The 15,617-nt window shown below is 39.3% G+C and carries 17 protein-coding genes and 1 pseudogene; 7 read left to right on the forward strand and 11 right to left on the reverse strand.

Features of this window, described 5'->3' with window-relative positions:
• Window positions 1–247 (forward strand): hypothetical protein (locus ACKPEB_RS11180; RefSeq protein WP_408964970.1); only part of this gene is annotated, 247 nt, incomplete at its 5' end.
• Here the strand turns inward: ACKPEB_RS11180 and ACKPEB_RS11185 are convergent.
• Both ACKPEB_RS11185 and ACKPEB_RS11190 read right to left on the reverse strand, forming a co-directional pair.
• Window positions 248–2,242, reverse strand: coding sequence for an N-6 DNA methylase (locus ACKPEB_RS11185; RefSeq protein ID WP_408964971.1), 1,995 nt, complete (start codon window positions 2,240–2,242; stop codon window positions 248–250).
• 338 nt (window positions 2,243–2,580) lie between these two features.
• A complete protein-coding gene (locus tag ACKPEB_RS11190; RefSeq protein WP_408964972.1) occupies window positions 2,581–3,705 on the reverse strand; it encodes a DNA cytosine methyltransferase in 1,125 nt (374 codons plus the stop codon).
• Between the two features lie 235 nt (window positions 3,706–3,940).
• On the opposite strand from ACKPEB_RS11190, the gene ACKPEB_RS11195 reads away from it, so the two are divergent.
• Window positions 3,941–4,213, forward strand: a complete 273-nt coding sequence (locus ACKPEB_RS11195; RefSeq protein WP_408964973.1) for a hypothetical protein — start codon at window positions 3,941–3,943, stop codon at window positions 4,211–4,213.
• A gap of 10 nt (window positions 4,214–4,223) precedes the next feature.
• The gene (locus tag ACKPEB_RS11200) at window positions 4,224–4,481 is read left to right on the forward strand and encodes a cytotoxic translational repressor of toxin-antitoxin stability system (protein ID WP_408964974.1); all 258 of its coding nucleotides are present in this window, start codon (window positions 4,224–4,226) and stop codon (window positions 4,479–4,481) included.
• Window positions 4,482–4,708: 227 nt separating this feature from the next.
• Here the strand turns inward: ACKPEB_RS11200 and ACKPEB_RS11205 are convergent, their stop codons facing one another.
• The gene (locus ACKPEB_RS11205) at window positions 4,709–4,891 is read right to left on the reverse strand and encodes a hypothetical protein (protein ID WP_408964976.1); all 183 of its coding nucleotides are present in this window, start codon (window positions 4,889–4,891) and stop codon (window positions 4,709–4,711) included.
• Between the two features lie 152 nt (window positions 4,892–5,043).
• On the opposite strand from ACKPEB_RS11205, the gene ACKPEB_RS11210 reads away from it, so the two are divergent.
• The gene (locus tag ACKPEB_RS11210; protein WP_408964977.1) at window positions 5,044–6,609 is read left to right on the forward strand and encodes a cytochrome P450; all 1,566 of its coding nucleotides are present in this window, start codon (window positions 5,044–5,046) and stop codon (window positions 6,607–6,609) included.
• A 161-nt stretch (window positions 6,610–6,770) separates the two neighbouring features.
• Window positions 6,771–7,328: pseudogene (locus ACKPEB_RS11215) on the forward strand (Uma2 family endonuclease).
• A 19-nt stretch (window positions 7,329–7,347) separates the two neighbouring features.
• Here ACKPEB_RS11215 and ACKPEB_RS11220 read toward each other — a convergent pair.
• Window positions 7,348–8,277, reverse strand: coding sequence for a 2-hydroxyacid dehydrogenase (locus tag ACKPEB_RS11220; protein WP_408964978.1), 930 nt, complete (start codon window positions 8,275–8,277; stop codon window positions 7,348–7,350).
• 10 nt (window positions 8,278–8,287) lie between these two features.
• Complete coding sequence (locus ACKPEB_RS11225; RefSeq protein WP_408964979.1) at window positions 8,288–8,908, reverse strand: Uma2 family endonuclease; 621 nt, start codon at window positions 8,906–8,908, stop codon at window positions 8,288–8,290.
• 222 nt (window positions 8,909–9,130) lie between these two features.
• Between ACKPEB_RS11225 and ACKPEB_RS11230 the strand changes: the two genes are divergently transcribed.
• Window positions 9,131–9,451 (forward strand): hypothetical protein, encoded by a 321-nt coding sequence (locus ACKPEB_RS11230; RefSeq protein WP_408964980.1) that lies wholly within the window; start codon window positions 9,131–9,133, stop codon window positions 9,449–9,451.
• A 56-nt stretch (window positions 9,452–9,507) separates the two neighbouring features.
• Window positions 9,508–10,467, forward strand: coding sequence for a DUF362 domain-containing protein (locus ACKPEB_RS11235; RefSeq protein WP_408964981.1), 960 nt, complete (start codon window positions 9,508–9,510; stop codon window positions 10,465–10,467).
• 114 nt (window positions 10,468–10,581) lie between these two features.
• On the opposite strand, the gene mdh is transcribed toward ACKPEB_RS11235, so the two are convergent.
• The 6 genes from mdh to ACKPEB_RS11265 form a co-directional block, all read right to left on the reverse strand.
• Complete coding sequence (gene mdh / locus ACKPEB_RS11240) at window positions 10,582–11,553, reverse strand: malate dehydrogenase (RefSeq protein ID WP_408964982.1); 972 nt, start codon at window positions 11,551–11,553, stop codon at window positions 10,582–10,584.
• A gap of 191 nt (window positions 11,554–11,744) precedes the next feature.
• A complete protein-coding gene (locus ACKPEB_RS11245) occupies window positions 11,745–11,963 on the reverse strand; it encodes an NAD(P)H-quinone oxidoreductase subunit O (RefSeq protein WP_408964983.1) in 219 nt (72 codons plus the stop codon).
• 78 nt (window positions 11,964–12,041) lie between these two features.
• Window positions 12,042–12,947: a DNA-formamidopyrimidine glycosylase gene (locus ACKPEB_RS11250; protein WP_408964984.1), complete on the reverse strand. Its 906-nt coding sequence runs from the start codon at window positions 12,945–12,947 to the stop codon at window positions 12,042–12,044.
• Between the two features lie 91 nt (window positions 12,948–13,038).
• The gene (locus ACKPEB_RS11255; protein ID WP_408964985.1) at window positions 13,039–13,269 is read right to left on the reverse strand and encodes a photosystem I reaction center subunit IV; all 231 of its coding nucleotides are present in this window, start codon (window positions 13,267–13,269) and stop codon (window positions 13,039–13,041) included.
• 234 nt (window positions 13,270–13,503) lie between these two features.
• Window positions 13,504–14,232 carry an MORN repeat-containing protein gene (locus ACKPEB_RS11260; RefSeq protein ID WP_408964986.1) on the reverse strand — a complete coding sequence of 243 codons (729 nt, stop codon included), beginning with the start codon at window positions 14,230–14,232 and terminating at the stop codon, window positions 13,504–13,506.
• 52 nt (window positions 14,233–14,284) lie between these two features.
• Complete coding sequence (locus ACKPEB_RS11265; protein ID WP_408964987.1) at window positions 14,285–15,442, reverse strand: hypothetical protein; 1,158 nt, start codon at window positions 15,440–15,442, stop codon at window positions 14,285–14,287.
• Window positions 15,443–15,617 lie beyond the last annotated feature (175 nt).

A 15,617-nucleotide genomic window follows, 5' to 3' on the forward strand; every position in this document is an offset into this window, starting at 1 on the left:
GCTTGTTTTTCAAGATTTTAAAGAGGAACTAATGAACCCTACTCACGGAAAATCCAACTTCCAAGTCGGGCATCTTAACCCTCTAAAGCTTGATGATTCAAACAGTATTGCCTCTGGTCACACACCGGAAAATATAGCTTGGATCTCTGCCGATGGTAATAGAATTCAAGGTAATAGGAGTCTGGAAGAAGTCCGAACTTTACTAAAGCGGATCACCCATAACTATGAGAATGAAGGTTTGGCATAACTATAAGCCTGCAACAGCTAACCTAGCTTTTTTTGCAAGTTCTCTAGCTTCAACACGGTCATTAATCACTGTTCTAACCATTTCTGTAATTTCCTGACACAGTTCCTCAGATTTAGGAATTGGTAGAACAAGTTCATTAATCCTTTCACCAAGACTATCAATAATATCTTGTGTGAACTGTTTAGACTTAATTTGACGTTGAACAACTGGTGAACTCAGAACAGCTAACAAAAGGAATGGATTTAAACCTAAATTATTCAGCATTATCCGAATTTTATATAAATGGCTTTGATAAATAATTTCCCGATCATACTCGGTTACAATCGCACAAGTTCCAATCAAATAAGTACCATCTTTAACCATTAAAATATCATTGACTTGAACATCTTGTTTCTTTTTAAGGGATTCAAATATTTGTCGATCAACTCCATGTTTAGGATCTGCTTTTAACTCCCAGTTACTAAGGTCAGAAGTTCGGATAAAGGGAATATCTCCAGTCCCATAGGAGAGTTTGCCTAGTTCATCTCCTGTAGAAACTTTTAAAATCCCATCCTTAACAAGTTGTCCGAAAATTAGTAAGGTATGGGTGTTTTCTAAAGATATTAAACGGTCATTAACTTGAGGATCGTAATATCTAGGACATAATACATTTGATTGAACTGAATCTGCATCGATAATGAAACCTAAATCCGATTGATTAAAGGTTTTATTTTGTTTGAAAAGGCTCAAATTATCTCTGATGTAGGGTAGATCATTGTTAGAAATAGTACGGGCGCGAGAATCTTGACCGCACCACTTAGCCTCAGCCATAAAAATCTTATTCTTTTGCTCTGACTGTTGTTTTGCTTTTTTTTCTGCAATTAAAAGGCAAGTTTTTGTATGTGTACCGCCTTTTCCTGAAGTCTTAAATAATGCTTCAGGCATCCCAATTACAGCTTGAATACTACTTTTTTCTAAAATATATTCAACAACGTATCTATAAGACTTATTCGACAAAATACTTTCAGGAAGAACAATTCCCATTCTTCCCCCTGGTTTCAATAAAGAAAGACATCTTTCAACAAACAGAACCTGTGGAGGTACTTGAGTCTTTATTTCTGTTGTTGGACACCATTTTTCTAGATCAGAATAGAATTTCCATTTACGAGCTAATAGGAATTGATCTAATACTTCAGGTTTAGCTGCAACAATACGGACACCAAAAGGCGGATTTGCTAAAAGTACATCAAAGCCTTCTGTTTCTGCTTTCTTCCGAATGGAGGAAAGATTACTTTGTAATGCCAGACTATCTCCACACAGAATATTGGGATGCCCACCTGTTAACAAAGAGATGTGAAGCTTGGCTAGATTAACTAAATATTCATCTTTATCAATTCCAAAAAAATTATCAGTAGCAAATTTAGAAAGTTCTTCCGTAGACATTCCTTTTTCATGCCAATAACGAGCAACTGAAGTCAAAAATCCACCAGCACCACAGGCAGGATCAATAATTAATTCGCCGGGTTTTGGATCGATTGCTTTAACCAATAAATCGGTCACAGAACGAGGCGTAAAAAACTGACCAGAGCGACTTTGTGATTCACTACCTACAAAAACTTCAAACGCATCACCAATTGGATCACTGGTTGAATCAATTAATGAAAATGAACAATCATTAATAACTCTATAAATTGCTTCAGGTTCTAAGATGATTTTAGAATTTGAATTGTAAATATCGGGAAAATCTCCCTGGACTTGTATAAAGATAGATTGAATAATTTGTGCGTAATTTGCTAAATCGCTCTCAAATTTAGGAAAGGAAGCCAACCCTAACTCAATATAAAGCTTGCAAAATAAGCATTTAAGAATCTCTTCTAAAAGACTTTCATCACGAGTTGCACCAACAAACTGACCAGCTAAATAATTACGAAGGCTTCTAAATATCTCTTTAGGCGTACCTATGCCTAAAATTAATGATAACTGCCTAACATCGGCTTTAACTGAACGTTTTGGCATACTTGATTAATACGATCTATTTTTAGCTAAAAACGAAATATATGATAATTAATATAACAGTTAAATATGTTTCCGTCAACGATATCTAATTTTTCAGAAGCCATTGTTTTTTTTGAAGCTTACCCAAGAATAATCGCATAGCACAAGAAATAATACAAGCAAATAAAGTCACTTGATATAGCCTACCGCAAGGAGGGACGTCAGTATTGTTAAGGTGTGTGACGGGCGACGACTTCAAAATAAAAATTGTTACAAAAATTAATAGTTTTAGTATAACATTAATGAATGAAATTTTATTGATGTTACTACCTAAATTTTATTATGTTATTCGTTGTTTTTTATTTATAACTAAAAGCTTGAGAACGAACGGTATTTAGATCCGGTATAAAATTAGCTTTTTTGAGCTTATTTTTTAGTTGATCTAACTTTAAAATTTCTTCTCCAACAGATGCAGCTAATAAGGGAGGAACTGCATTCCCAATTTGTCGCCATTGTTGAGATAATGTCCCTAGAAAAATATAATTAGGGGGGAAAGATTGTATTGCTGCTGCTTCTCTAGGAGTGAGATAACGATCTTCTGTGGGATGATAGTAAGTGGTTTTATTGGTATTAATTGTACCGGAATATTGGTGACGATCTAAACGTTTTAACTTAGTTTCTCGAAACCGTTCTTCTCGAATTTTTTTCCAATCAACGTCAAACCATAAATGAGGAGGAAGATAAGCTAACTGATCCCGTTCATAGCGAATTCCTTTACCTTCAGGAATATAATGAATCCTTTGTCGTTCTAATTCATTTTTGATTTGAGCCGTTTCTAAATTATGATTAAAGGTTTTTCCTTCAAACTCTAATAAGTTATTAAAAGCCCATCCCACCGTATGAGGTAAAGGTAAAGAATTAGAATCATCTTCGGAATCTTTAAATTTTTTTTCAGGATAAATGTTACTCACGCCAAAACGATTTCCTAATAAAATAGTGCGTCGTCTCGCTTGAGGAACACCATAATGATGGGCTGATAATACCCTAACATCGACGGTATAGCCTAATTGGTTAAAACTATTAATAATTAAAGCCAATGTACTTTCATTCCGTCTCGCTAATAAACCTGTAACATTTTCCATGAGAATAAAATTAGGTTGGAACGCTTCAACCATCCGCAAAAATTCAAAAAACAGAAAATTACGGTGATCTTTTTTATCATTTGCACCAATGGTTGAAAATCCTTGACAGGGTGGCCCCCCACAAATTAAATCAATATTCTGGTTGCTAATGGCGGTTTGAATTGTTTTTACGGTTATTTCTCGTAAATCTCCTAATATTGCTTTGGAATTCGGATGGTTAAATTGGAAAGTTTCTAAGGAGGATTTGTCAAAATCGATTCCTAATAGACAGTTAAATCCTGCCATTTCTAATCCACAAGATATTCCGCCAGCCCCACAAAACAAATCAATAAAAGTTTTCATTTTTTGAGTTATAGTTCCTACAATCACTAACAGGATTAATTATAATCCTTAAAATTAAATTTTAACAGTAGGGTAAAAATTTAACTTCGTTCTGCTCATATAAGATTTCAAGCTGAAGGGTTTAAATAGAGAAGATGCGATCGCATTTTAAGCTAAAAACTATATCCTCAAAAATCTCTAATCTGCTAAAATATTAATTAAAATTCCTAAATCCATTTAAGCAGGGAAACTAAAAATGATGAATCCTCTTAGAAAAAAATTGCATTACTTAATTGATCGGATCTCTGAGGAAGACTTGGGAAAAGCATGGAAATCTTTGCAAGCCTTATTTTATGATCGTTATATGCTCAAAGCCATTGAAGAAGCGAAGGAAACCCTGAAGCCAGGGGACTCCTTAACCTATGAGGAAGCCCTGGAACTGCTCGATTTTGAGTATAGTCGATCCAGTACCACCCATCCAGAACCTGACCAACCCAACTATCGTCCTTTTCCCAAGATCAATCACTGAGTAACCCATCGTGACCCTTGATGTCCGCTACGGTCGATCATTTATCCATGACCTGATAAGCTTAGAACCCGTTGCTTATTCTAAGGTCTATCATTTTGTATTTGTTGAATTTAAAGATATTAAACATCTTAAAGACTTACCGGAACTTAAACCGTTAGGCTCCAGCGCTATTTTTTATCGATTTACCTTAGAAGATTATTTAATCGGAATTGAAGTGACGGGTCAAATTGTTAAATTCGTTCGGATTTTACCCAAACCTCATTTATAGAGATGGGGGATGTAGATACCTAGCCAAAAGTACAGGTTTTTTCCCAACTTTCAGCTAGTTCAAAATTGAACTTCAGGATAGCGTCATTTCGAGTTTCTGTCTTTAATATTGAGACAGTTCGCACAACAGCCTCGCTGACTTGTCAAAGGTTGGAGTTTTAAGACTTAACCCTAACCTGTTTAACGAAAGAAATGATTGTACCTACTCACGCTTGCGATTTAATTCCCTTAGCAAATCTCAATTTTTTCTAAAATTTCTTTCTTTTTATGAAAACTAGCATTGTCTAAAATTATTACTAATTTAGACCCCGTTTCTAAAAAGTCTTCGGCTGATTTACCTGACTCTACCCATTTTTTAATAATGCAATTATGGAAAGCCTTGATTTCTTGATACGTTTTCCCCTCATTCATTTTATAGTTATAGTTATAGCAATCCTATTTGATTTGTGGTAGGGGCAATTCATGAATTGCCCCTCCGGTAAGGGTTTGAGTCATAGAGATGATTACAACCTATTTAGACTTGCTATATATGGATTAGCTCAATCGTTTTGCAATGTGAACTTATGCTTTTATTCAGTAATGCTTTGATTTGGGTTTCTCTACCCTTAATTCTGACTGTAATTTTCCTAACCCTCTTAGGAATACTAGGCTGGCGCTATTGGGAAAAAAGAAAGCGCTATCAGCCTCTCAAATCCCTACCTTCTCCCCCTAGACACTTGCTATTTGGCAATATTCCTCAAATTTTAGAGGCGGTTAAAAAAAAGCAATTATTTAAACTGATGTTTGATTGGAGTCAACAGTATGGTTCCATGTATGTTTATTGGGCAGATTATCCTGTTCTGATTTTAAGCAAGCCCTCAGCTATTGAAAGTACCATTATTAATGGAATGAGAGACGGTAGCTTAATTCGGGCTCACCGGATTAGTCGAGCTTGGAACGATATGAGTGGCCCCATTTTACTCGGACAAACTGGATCAGAATGGCAATGGCGTCGCAAAGTTTGGAATCCTGAATTTACGTCCAGTGCAATTTCACAGTATATCAACGTTGTTCAGCAAGCCTGTTCTCAAATTACAGCAAAAATTGAAGACTCCGATCCCTCAGAAACAATTCCGGTTGATCCCCTGTTTGTAGAATTGACCATGCGTGTCATTGCTTGCTTAGTATTAGGCATTCCAGTTGATCCCAAAATTCCGACCTCCGAAGGGCCTCCCCTGGATGTTCAAAAAGTCTATGAGGCGATGTCCGTGATTACCTATCGACTTCTGCGGGTGGCGACGGGTGAAAAGCTGTGGATGAAATATTTACCGACACCATCGTCTCGTGATTACTGGTCAGCCAGACGCTATGTTGAACAATTTCTAGTGCCTCGCGTAGACCTGGCTTTGCAACTGAGGGACTCTCAGCCGATTGAGTCTGTTTCCCTAACTCCTTTATTTACTGAATCAATGTTGGTTAAAATCGCTACAAAAGAACCTCGCTATACAAAGGAAACCCTGATTGCAGAAATGATTGAACTCCTGATTGCGGGGACTGATACCACAGCCCATACATTATCTTTCACAGTGGGTGAATTAGCGTTGCATCCAGAGGTTTTCCAAAAGGCTCAAACCCTTGTAGATCAAGTATGGGAAAAGCATGGCTCGATTTCAATCGAAAGTCTGAAAGAACTCACTTATCTGCGAGCTATTGTCAAAGAAACACTGCGGCTTTATTCCGTTGCATCGGGTTCTAGTCCGTTAGAAGCTATAAAAGAGACTGTGATTGAGGGGATTACTATTCCTAAAGGAACAAAAGTATCTTGGTCAATGCTCGGTGCGGGAAGGGATGCTGAAACCTATCCTCAACCTGAACAATTTCTCCCTGAACGTTGGCTGGAAGAAAATAAAGGTAGCCTTTCATTACCTATGATTGATTTTGGGTCAGGTGCTCATCGCTGTCTGGGGGAACATTTGGCGATGCTAGAAGCAACTGTGATGTTAGCTCAACTGCTCCGACATTTTAATTGGGAGTTGGTTAACGGTCGTTCATCTTTAGAGGATTTACAGCAGAATTTGTTGATTTACCCAAAAGATCAGATGCCATTACGATTTCAATCCAGAGAAGTTCTACCCAGTCTTTCAAAGTGATATAGCAAGTCTAAATAGGTTGTAATCACCTCTATGACTCAAACCCTTACCGTAGGGGCAATTCATGAATTGCCCCTACGGTAAATTAAATAGGATTGCTATAGTAAGATGTTAACAGCTTTTCTGTTTCCAACTATTAAACTTATTTGAGTAATCAACAGATGGTAACACTCAAAACTCCACTCACCCTAGATGAATTTCTCACCCTTCCTGAAACCGACTTAAACTATGAATTGATTAATGGAGAAGCAGTTCCCAAAATAGCACCCAAACGTTTTCATTCTCGACTTACTGTTACGCTGTGTACCCTTTTAAACCAATGGTGTCAAAATCAAGGATAAATCGGCATAGAATGGGCAGTTATTCTGAAAAAAAATAATCGAGATTGGGTTCCCATTCCTGATTTACTTTATATTTCCTATAGTCGTCTTCCTTTGGAAAGATTTATTGATGAAGCTTGTCCAGTTCCCCCTGAATTAGTGATTGAAATTATCTCACCGGATCAAACCTTTGGTCAAATGAGTGAAAAAGCCATTGATTATCTCAATGCTGGAGTGTTGAGGGTTTGGGTTGTTGACCTGAAAGCTAAAACCATTACTATTTTTTATCCCGATGCACCGCCTCAAACAAAACGAGATGAGGCAATTTTAACGGATAATTTATTAGAAGGATTGCAATTTACCCCCCAGCAAGTTTTTCAACAAGCCGGGATTATTTGAAATCATTGTATCTAGTCAATTAATATCCTCTGGATACATCAACGGTATGATTTAATAATAATCCAGCTTGACTTTTATTAATCGCGTCAATAATTTGAGGTGCCACACAAGCGGGTATGGTTTTCGCCGCAATATGGGGGGTAATGATAATTTTAGGATGTGTCCAAAAGAGATGATCTTTGGGTAAGGGTTCAATTTGAAAAACATCCAAACAAGCACCGGAAAGTTGACCGGATTTTAAAGCATTTAATAAATCTTCTTCTACTAAATGTTTACCCCTAGCTACATTAATTAAATAGGCTCCTTGAGGTAAAGCTGAAAAGGTATTTTGATTTAAAATTCCTTCGGTTTCTGGCGTTAAGGGTAACAAACAAACTAATACCTCACATTCACTTAAAAATAACTTAAATTCTTCCTCACCCGAAAAACAATTAATCTTATCTAAAACTTTCGGGGTTCGACTCCAACCTCTCACCGCAAACCCCATCATCTTTAATTTTTGAGCAATATCTAAACCTAAAACCCCTAAGCCTAGAATTCCAACGGTACAATTAGCCGTATTTCTAGGAGATAATCCTTGCCATAACCCTTGATTTTGTTGGGTTTTATAAGTTATAAATTGACGATGATACTGCAAAACAGCTAATAAAATATATTCCGACATTTGCGAGGTTAAAGAGCCATCGACTAACCGCACAATGGGAATATTAGCAGGTAAATTTGGATCTCGTAGAATATGATCTACACCAGCCCCTGTTGAGATAATAACTTTTAAATTGGGAAATTGTTCAATCACTCCCAAGGGGGGCATCCAGGCTAAAACCGCATTGATTTCTGATGAATTGGTAAAATTAGGATAAACTTCTATTTTTAATTCAGGTTGATAAGTTTTGAGGGCTGAAATCCAAATTTCAGGATTTTCAAATTCACCTAATAATAGTAATGTCATTCCTAATCCTCTAAACCGTCATTAACCATTTTTTAAATTCCCGACGTACCGTTGCTCGACCGGATTTAATATTATTTTTAATAATCTGGGGTAAATATTCTAATTCTATTTCAGGAAACACTAAACTGCGATAAATTTGTTGATATTCTCCTGCGTTTAATTGATAAATTTTAAGTTTGTTTTCATCACACCGCCAAACTTCGGGAATTCCTAAACGAGCATAAAGAGAACGTCGAGAGAGAGATTTGTAAGTTAAATCAATTTCTAATACTAAATCTGGGGGAGGGTTTTCTGGTAAACTGATGGTTAATATTTTTTCAATCGCAGGCAAATTTTGAATATAGAAACAACTATCCACTTCTAAACTAATTTTTAAATCCCGGCGTTGCCATAATGCTGAACCTAAACCCCGATAATTAATATTATATAAATCCAATAAGGCGATCACAAATTCTTCTAATAGTTCTCGATACTCTTGATGGAGAGGGGAAGGCGTAATCAGTTCCAAACGCCCATGATCATAAGCGAGTAGAGTTTCTCCATTTTTTTGCCGTTTAAAAAGAATCGTTTCTAAATCCTGCCAAGGGACATTTTCCAGAAAGATATTACCAGGATGAGGAGATTTAGACATTTGATCAAAAAAATTGGTACAAAATAACCTTTATTGTATGTTACCTCATCGCTGGAAAGGTTAGGATTTAAGTAGTGGGAATACCATAATTAACCTAAGCTGATAGTCGGATCAAGGGCTGTAAAATCTTTTTTTCTTTATTCCCTGTTCCGCTATTCCCTGCTATATCTTAAGTAAAGGTTATTCCTTTGCGAAATTGCCCCATTTAGGAGAAATTTACCGATGCCCAAAGGGTCTTTTGCCGCCTTTAATGCGACCACAACAACGCAAATCACCTTTTATTATGACAATGGCCATGATGAAACCTTTAGCATTCCCATTGCATCAACAGAATTAGCCCCCCTGCTTTCCCAACTCTTAAATCAATCCTGGCTGAGTTTTCAACTAGCGGATCAGACTGTTGTGATCAATATGAGTAAAGTGGAAAAAGTCGAGTTTAAACCTCCCATTCTGGAACTAGCCGGAGAGGGAGTCTTCCTAAATTCTCAACGGGTAACAGCCCTGCATCGAGGGGCGGCGGGTCGTTTTAAAGTTGATGAATAATTAAATTCCTGCCATCATATTGCATAGATGAAATCACCCTATAGGATTCCAGATTTATGTCAACTGTGTCTTTAATTCGGGCTCATTCTTATCACCCTAAAACCTTAGAAACCTCTTTAACAACATTGCTGGAACCCTGGGGCGGAATGGCGGCTTTTGTGAAACCGGGCGATCGCGTTCTTCTCAAACCCAATTTATTAACGGGAAGTCGCCCCACCCAAGAATGCGTTACCCGACCCGAATTAGTGGCGGTGGTCGCTCAACAGGTGATCGAGGCGGGAGGAAAACCGTTTTTAGGGGATAGTCCCGCCTTTGGAAGTGCTTTCGGGGTCGCCCGTGCTAATGGCTATTTACCTTTAATTGAATCGTTAAATTTACCCATTGTAGAATTTCACGGAAAACGCTATCAAACTGTTAGTGAAGGGTTTGATCATTTGCGCTTAAGTAAAGAAGCGATGGAAGCCGATGTGGTGATTAATTTACCCAAAGTTAAATCCCACGCTCAACTTACCCTGACGATGGGAGTTAAAAACCTCTTTGGTTGTGTCCCTGGAAAAATGAAAGCTTGGTGGCATTTAGAAGCGGGAAAAGATGTGAATCGTTTTGGAGAAATGTTAGTTGAAACCGCAAGAGCGATTAACCCTAATTTAACGATTTTAGATGGCATTATGGGTCATGAAGGTAATGGCCCGGTGAAAGGTCAACCCCGTGAATTAGGGATTTTAGCCGCTTCTGATCATGTTTTTTCCCTCGATAGAACTATGGTTGAGATTCTGCAAGTTAATCCGAGTTTAATTCCCACTATTACTGCGTCTCAACGATTAGGATTATGTCCTGAATTAACAGATATTCACTATCCTTTATTAACACCCCAAGAATTACAAGTTTCCAATTGGAAATTACCAGATGTTTTAGTTCCCATCGATTTTGGTGCCCCTCGTGTCTTAAAATCAACCTTACGACATCTTTATATTCGCTGGATTAAAGAACCCATAGCCGCTTATAGCCAAAAATAGTAATCAGTTGTAGGGGCGAGGTCTCCTCGCCCTTACGATAAATTTAGAATCAAAACAGTTGTTAGTTATTAGTTATAATTGAGTCTGGGCGGGAAGACCCCGCCCCTACAAATTTCAAACGTTCAATATTTCTAATGCTTGATTAATTCCACCTCGAACCGATTCTGCACATTTCATTAACGCTTCATGTTCCGATGGAGTTAACTCTAATTCTAAAACTCGTTCAACTCCTCGACATCCTAACCAAGCCGGAACACCCAGGAAAATATCATTCAAACCATATTCTCCTTGCAAATAACAACAGGTGGGTAATAATCTTGATTGTTGACGTAAAATCGATTCAACCATAATTCTTACAGAAGAAGCTGGCGCAAAATAAGCTCCTCCCGTTTTTAATAATTGAACAATTTCTCCTCCCCCTTGACGGGTACGTTCAACAATGGTTTCAATCGTTTTTGGCTCAATTAATTCTGTAATTGGAATACCATTAATCGTTGTATAACGAGGTAAAGGAACCATTAAATCCCCATGACTTCCTAATACGATAGCATCAATATTCGCCACAGACATTCCTAACTCTATGCCTAAAAAAGCTTCAAATCGCGCCGAATCTAAAACCCCAGCCATCCCCATAATTCGATAGGGTTCAACTTGGGTAACTTTCCACGCAACATAAGTCATAATATCCAGAGGATTCGTGACAATAATCAACACCGCGTTGGGAGAATATTCAATAGAATTTTTTGCAGCCTCCGCTACAATTTTGGCATTAATACTAATTAAATCCTCTCGACTCATCCCTGGAATTCGAGGTTTTCCAGCCGTAATTACAACAATATCCGAAGCTGCCGTATCTGCATAATTATTAGTACCCATTACTTGCCGATCATGACGTTCAACCGCACCCGCTTGCATTAAATCTAAGGCAATTCCTTGAGGAACTCCTTCTAAAACATCTAATAAAACAACATTAGCAATATTTTGTTCAACAATTCGTTGGGCGAGGGTACTGCCTACTTTACCAGCGCCAATAATTGAAACTTGTGTGGAATGACAAGAGGGGGGGAAAAATGGAGTAGATAGCATAATTGGATTTTCTCAACTCAAAATAGTAGGATTTGAAGGCTTGATTTTTCTCAAAAATTCCATTTCTAGGGTTCATGCCTTGACTGACGAACCCTAGAAGGGATTTTTTGAGGTTGATTCCTACCCACCTACTTTAATTGTTCCGCTTTTATTGTCTAAAAACAATTAAGATCTATCCCCCCTCTGAGCAGTTATGATTGGGCGGGTTCGAGTTGGTCAAGTCGTAACCAAATATTGGGCGTAGGAACTTGCCCAAATTTTACTAAAGCATAGTCTCCCCGCAGTTCCATGATTTCCCCTTTGGTTTCAAAAAGATAAGGAGAAAACCGAGTATCACTGGCTTTTGCCTCTAAGCTATTTTCTAGCTTTTCCCGAACTGCATGAACAAAGTCACCTTTTTTAATTGTCATAGCTCGTTAACTTAAAGTAATGATAGAAGCTTGTCAAAATTTTAAGCGTTTATCGCCTTGATTTTCTACCTTATTTCCCTATTCCCCATTCGTAATTCGTAATTCGTAATTTGTAATTCCCTGTTCCCTCTCCCCTTGACATTGAGGACAGAAATGAGCAGACCGTCCCGCCAGTTTTAAGCGTTCAATGGGGGTTTCACAGATGCGACAGGGTTCTCCCGTCCGGTTGTAAACCCAAGCCGTGCCACCATAGTTGCCATTCACCCCTTGAACGTTGAGGAAGTTGCGAATGGTTGTCCCCCCAGCTTGAATACTTTTTTCTAACACTTGAATCATATGACTTTTTAAGGCTTCTAGTTGGGGACGCCTTAAGGCTGTGCAAGGAGTTGTAGGGGCAATTCCACTTAAAAATAACGCTTCATCCGCATAAATATTCCCGACTCCCGCTACTAAGGTTTGATCTAAAAGGGCTGATTTAATTGGGCGTTGACGTTTTTTAAACTGTTCCTGTAAATATTCAACGGAAAATTCCGGCGCAAACGGTTCTGGCCCTAAATTCTTTAATCCAGTCATAATATTGGAAATCTTTTGCTCAGGAGGAACCCACCACATCTGCCCAAATGTCCGTTGATCTACAAATCTTAACTCTCGATTTTTACCCAAAAATAAGCGAATGCGAGTGTGTTTTTGCAACGGATCTTCTGGGTTTACCCATAACAATTGACCGGTCATTCGTAGATGAACTCCTAACCAGCCTCCAGGGTTTTTTTCTAAGTCTAATTTGACTAATTCTGCTAATAAATATTTACCTCGGCGATGCCATTGTGCGATCGCCATTCCCGTTAAATTCTGCAAAAATTCATCCACAGAAAAAGGGTAGGCGAGAGTGCGCTTTAACAACACCTCCCCACCCACTATCTCTTGGTTCAAGGTCACTTGATTAAGACCTTGGCGAACGGTTTCAACTTCCGGTAGTTCCGGCACTGACTAATTTCCTTCGGTGCTTTGGTTTTGATCGCCGACACGAGTTGAACTTTTCCCAATAAATTTGCGATATGCAAGCTTTGTTAGGAGTTTAAGAGCCTTTTTTGGCTTTTGTACCCGCATCTTTAGGAGCACCTGCAACTTCTACCACTTCGGATAAGGAAAAGTTGTTGGTGTTGATCCCAGCATAGTTCACTTTATCAAAGCGAACGATAACTGGGTATTTGATACCACTTTTATCGACAGAAGCCACTGTACCCACTTCTTGAAACCAGTAGGACTCTTTGCGTAGGATGCGAACTTTAGAACCACGTTCAACCATTGGTTTATCTTCCCCTTTTTAATGAAAAGAACGGATAAAGACGTTTAATGTTCAGGGTACTACTGGATCGGTTGTCTAGGTTGATTTTAGTCTTTAAGTTTTATTGCTAACTGCGTTTTACTATCGCCTCCATCTAACACATAAAAATTAAAATGTCAAGTTTATTTAGGTTTATTTACAAAACTTAACAATTTTTAAAGAAGTTCTGAAGAAAGTCCTGTTCTACAATGACATTTACAGTTTTTTGCCCTCGCGGAAAGACCCGGGAAAACGCTTACCTTGAGCATCAATAATCGTTCCTTGACCATGAGGAATCCCTCCTCGAAATTCTCCCTCATAGCGAGTTCCATTCGCAAAGGTACAAGTGCCTTTCCCATCAAGGTCTTGATTAAAAAACTGTCCTTGACAGCGACTGCCATTTTTGCGGGTAAAGACCCCTTGACCAAAGGGAGATCCAGCAAAGAATTCTCCTTCATAGCGATCGCCATTGGCATAAATAAATTGCCCTCGACCACTGGGTTGACTACTGATGGCACCGCCACCAACCTCTCGCACCAGTTTAAACGTACCAATATAGCGATCGCCATTAGCAAAAATTACCGTTCCTTGAGTAATATTGCCATCTTTAAACACCCCAATCACACGGGCATCATCAGCAAAAATAAACACTCCTTGTCCATTGGGTAAACCATTACGGAATTGCCCTTCATAGCGATCGCGATTGGCGTAAACGTAAATGCCACGTCCTTCAGGTTTACCATTAACAAAATCTCCCTGATAGTTATCGCCTCCCTCATAGTTACACTTCACTTTTCCAGTCGGTAACTGTCCTTCACAAACAGGAGGACGCTTACCTTCAGGTTGTTGTGCAATAGCAGCCAGTGGATGAGCAATCTCAATAGCGAGTGCTAATGTTGATAAAATTACGGTTAAAGAACTCAGTTTTCGCATCGAACACAACATGGTTACTCCAAGGAGTGAAAAATTTCTACAAACTGTTAAACATGACACCGGACTAACTCATCGCACGAGCAGGTTGCAGACTAATATTATTCATTGGTTGATTAGGGGGTGGATTAATTGCACCCACAGATTTAGCAATCTCGATGCCATTTTGTTCAAAAATTACAATCGGTTCACCTCCACTATCAAATTTGACTCCTTTAACCAGAACTTGACCATTAGAGACACGCTGTCCCACATTCACATAGCGACTGGTCGGTTCGGTGGGAGCTTTGAGAATCACTTTCGTTTGATTCCCTACTTGTAATATTCCCGTCACTTCCATACCCTGAGCTAAATCCGTCGAGGGCGGTGGAGGGGTTAACGGTTGCACGACGGGCTTGGGTGGTGGATTGGGATCACGCCAAGCAGTGGGAGGGGTTGTATTCGGCAGAGGAGGTAAATCAGGAACTTGGGCAATAGGTAAATTCGGTAAGGTCGGTACAGTTCTTCGAGGAGCAACCGTTTGACGTCTGGGTGCTGTTGTCTGGGTGTTAGGAGAAACCGGGTTAGCAGGACTACCCGTGAGATTCCTATTGGGGGATATGGGTGTAGAATTCATCGGGGCGGTTCTAGTCTGATTGGGACTAGCAGCCCTACCCTGACCGGTTGGGGGTGTAAAGCCAGTATTAGGATTACCCGTTTGAGGGGAGGGAATACTAATACTGATATTTCTCCAAGGAAGCGGAGGTTCAGCCTCTGGTAACTTGGGTAAATCTGGCACAGCACGAGTTACTTGTTCCGGGGGTTCGGGTGCTTCTCCGATATTGGGAGTCGTTTGTACAATCAAAGGAGGTAATACAGCAAACGGATCAGCAACCGTAGAACCAGGAACCGTTGTTGTTGCAGGTGCTACAGGTGTAGCGGTGGGACGTTTCCCCAGGAGGTTTAACCGTTCTTCGGGATTGGTGGATTGAATTAAACCCGCACCTGTAGCGACATTAGAGCCCTCTTTGACTAAAGGGTCTTTAAAGGGGGCAACTTGACCCGGAGTGGGAGTTGCATTAGGTTGAGGTGAAACTTCTGCTCCAGGGGAAGCCGAAGCCCCTGGAGCCGCCCCAGGAGATGCCGTTGGGCTAGAGGTCGCGGTGGTGTCTTCGGGTGGTGTACCGCATCCTGCAAGCCCAACTGTGAAAATACCGATGGAGATCAGAAACCAAAGTTGACGCATTGCTAGTCCCCAAAACACAGTTGATATTAATTTAAGGATACCCAATCTTAATCCGAATCAACTTCATTGACACTCCCCCGTCAAGCTTGCGCGCTCGACGGGGGATTCTTGTTTCATAGAAGAATGCTTTTCAGTGCAAGCACTAACGAGTCTTACATCCTCTCCACAAGCTTGC

Origin of the sequence: Planktothrix sp., assembly GCF_046067725.1 — a bacterium.
GTDB lineage: Bacteria > Cyanobacteriota > Cyanobacteriia > Cyanobacteriales > Microcoleaceae > Planktothrix.

Bases quoted from the DNA above. Each gene is read 5' to 3' on its own strand.
- ACKPEB_RS11185 (WP_408964971.1), bottom strand. From the start codon at position 2,242: ATGCCAAAACGTTCAGTTAAAGCCGATGTTAGGCAGTTATCATTAATT.
- ACKPEB_RS11190 (WP_408964972.1), bottom strand. From the start codon at position 3,705: ATGAAAACTTTTATTGATTTGTTTTGTGGGGCTGGCGGAATATCTTGT.
- ACKPEB_RS11195 (WP_408964973.1), top strand. From the start codon at position 3,941: ATGATGAATCCTCTTAGAAAAAAATTGCATTACTTAATTGATCGGATC.
- ACKPEB_RS11205 (WP_408964976.1), bottom strand. From the start codon at position 4,891: ATGAATGAGGGGAAAACGTATCAAGAAATCAAGGCTTTCCATAATTGC.
- ACKPEB_RS11210 (WP_408964977.1), top strand. From the start codon at position 5,044: ATGCTTTTATTCAGTAATGCTTTGATTTGGGTTTCTCTACCCTTAATT.
- ACKPEB_RS11220 (WP_408964978.1), bottom strand. From the start codon at position 8,277: ATGACATTACTATTATTAGGTGAATTTGAAAATCCTGAAATTTGGATT.
- ACKPEB_RS11225 (WP_408964979.1), bottom strand. From the start codon at position 8,908: ATGTCTAAATCTCCTCATCCTGGTAATATCTTTCTGGAAAATGTCCCT.
- ACKPEB_RS11230 (WP_408964980.1), top strand. From the start codon at position 9,131: ATGCCCAAAGGGTCTTTTGCCGCCTTTAATGCGACCACAACAACGCAA.
- ACKPEB_RS11235 (WP_408964981.1), top strand. From the start codon at position 9,508: ATGTCAACTGTGTCTTTAATTCGGGCTCATTCTTATCACCCTAAAACC.
- mdh (WP_408964982.1), bottom strand. From the start codon at position 11,553: ATGCTATCTACTCCATTTTTCCCCCCCTCTTGTCATTCCACACAAGTT.
- ACKPEB_RS11245 (WP_408964983.1), bottom strand. From the start codon at position 11,963: ATGACAATTAAAAAAGGTGACTTTGTTCATGCAGTTCGGGAAAAGCTA.
- ACKPEB_RS11255 (WP_408964985.1), bottom strand. From the start codon at position 13,269: ATGGTTGAACGTGGTTCTAAAGTTCGCATCCTACGCAAAGAGTCCTAC.
- ACKPEB_RS11260 (WP_408964986.1), bottom strand. From the start codon at position 14,232: ATGTTGTGTTCGATGCGAAAACTGAGTTCTTTAACCGTAATTTTATCA.
- ACKPEB_RS11265 (WP_408964987.1), bottom strand. From the start codon at position 15,442: ATGCGTCAACTTTGGTTTCTGATCTCCATCGGTATTTTCACAGTTGGG.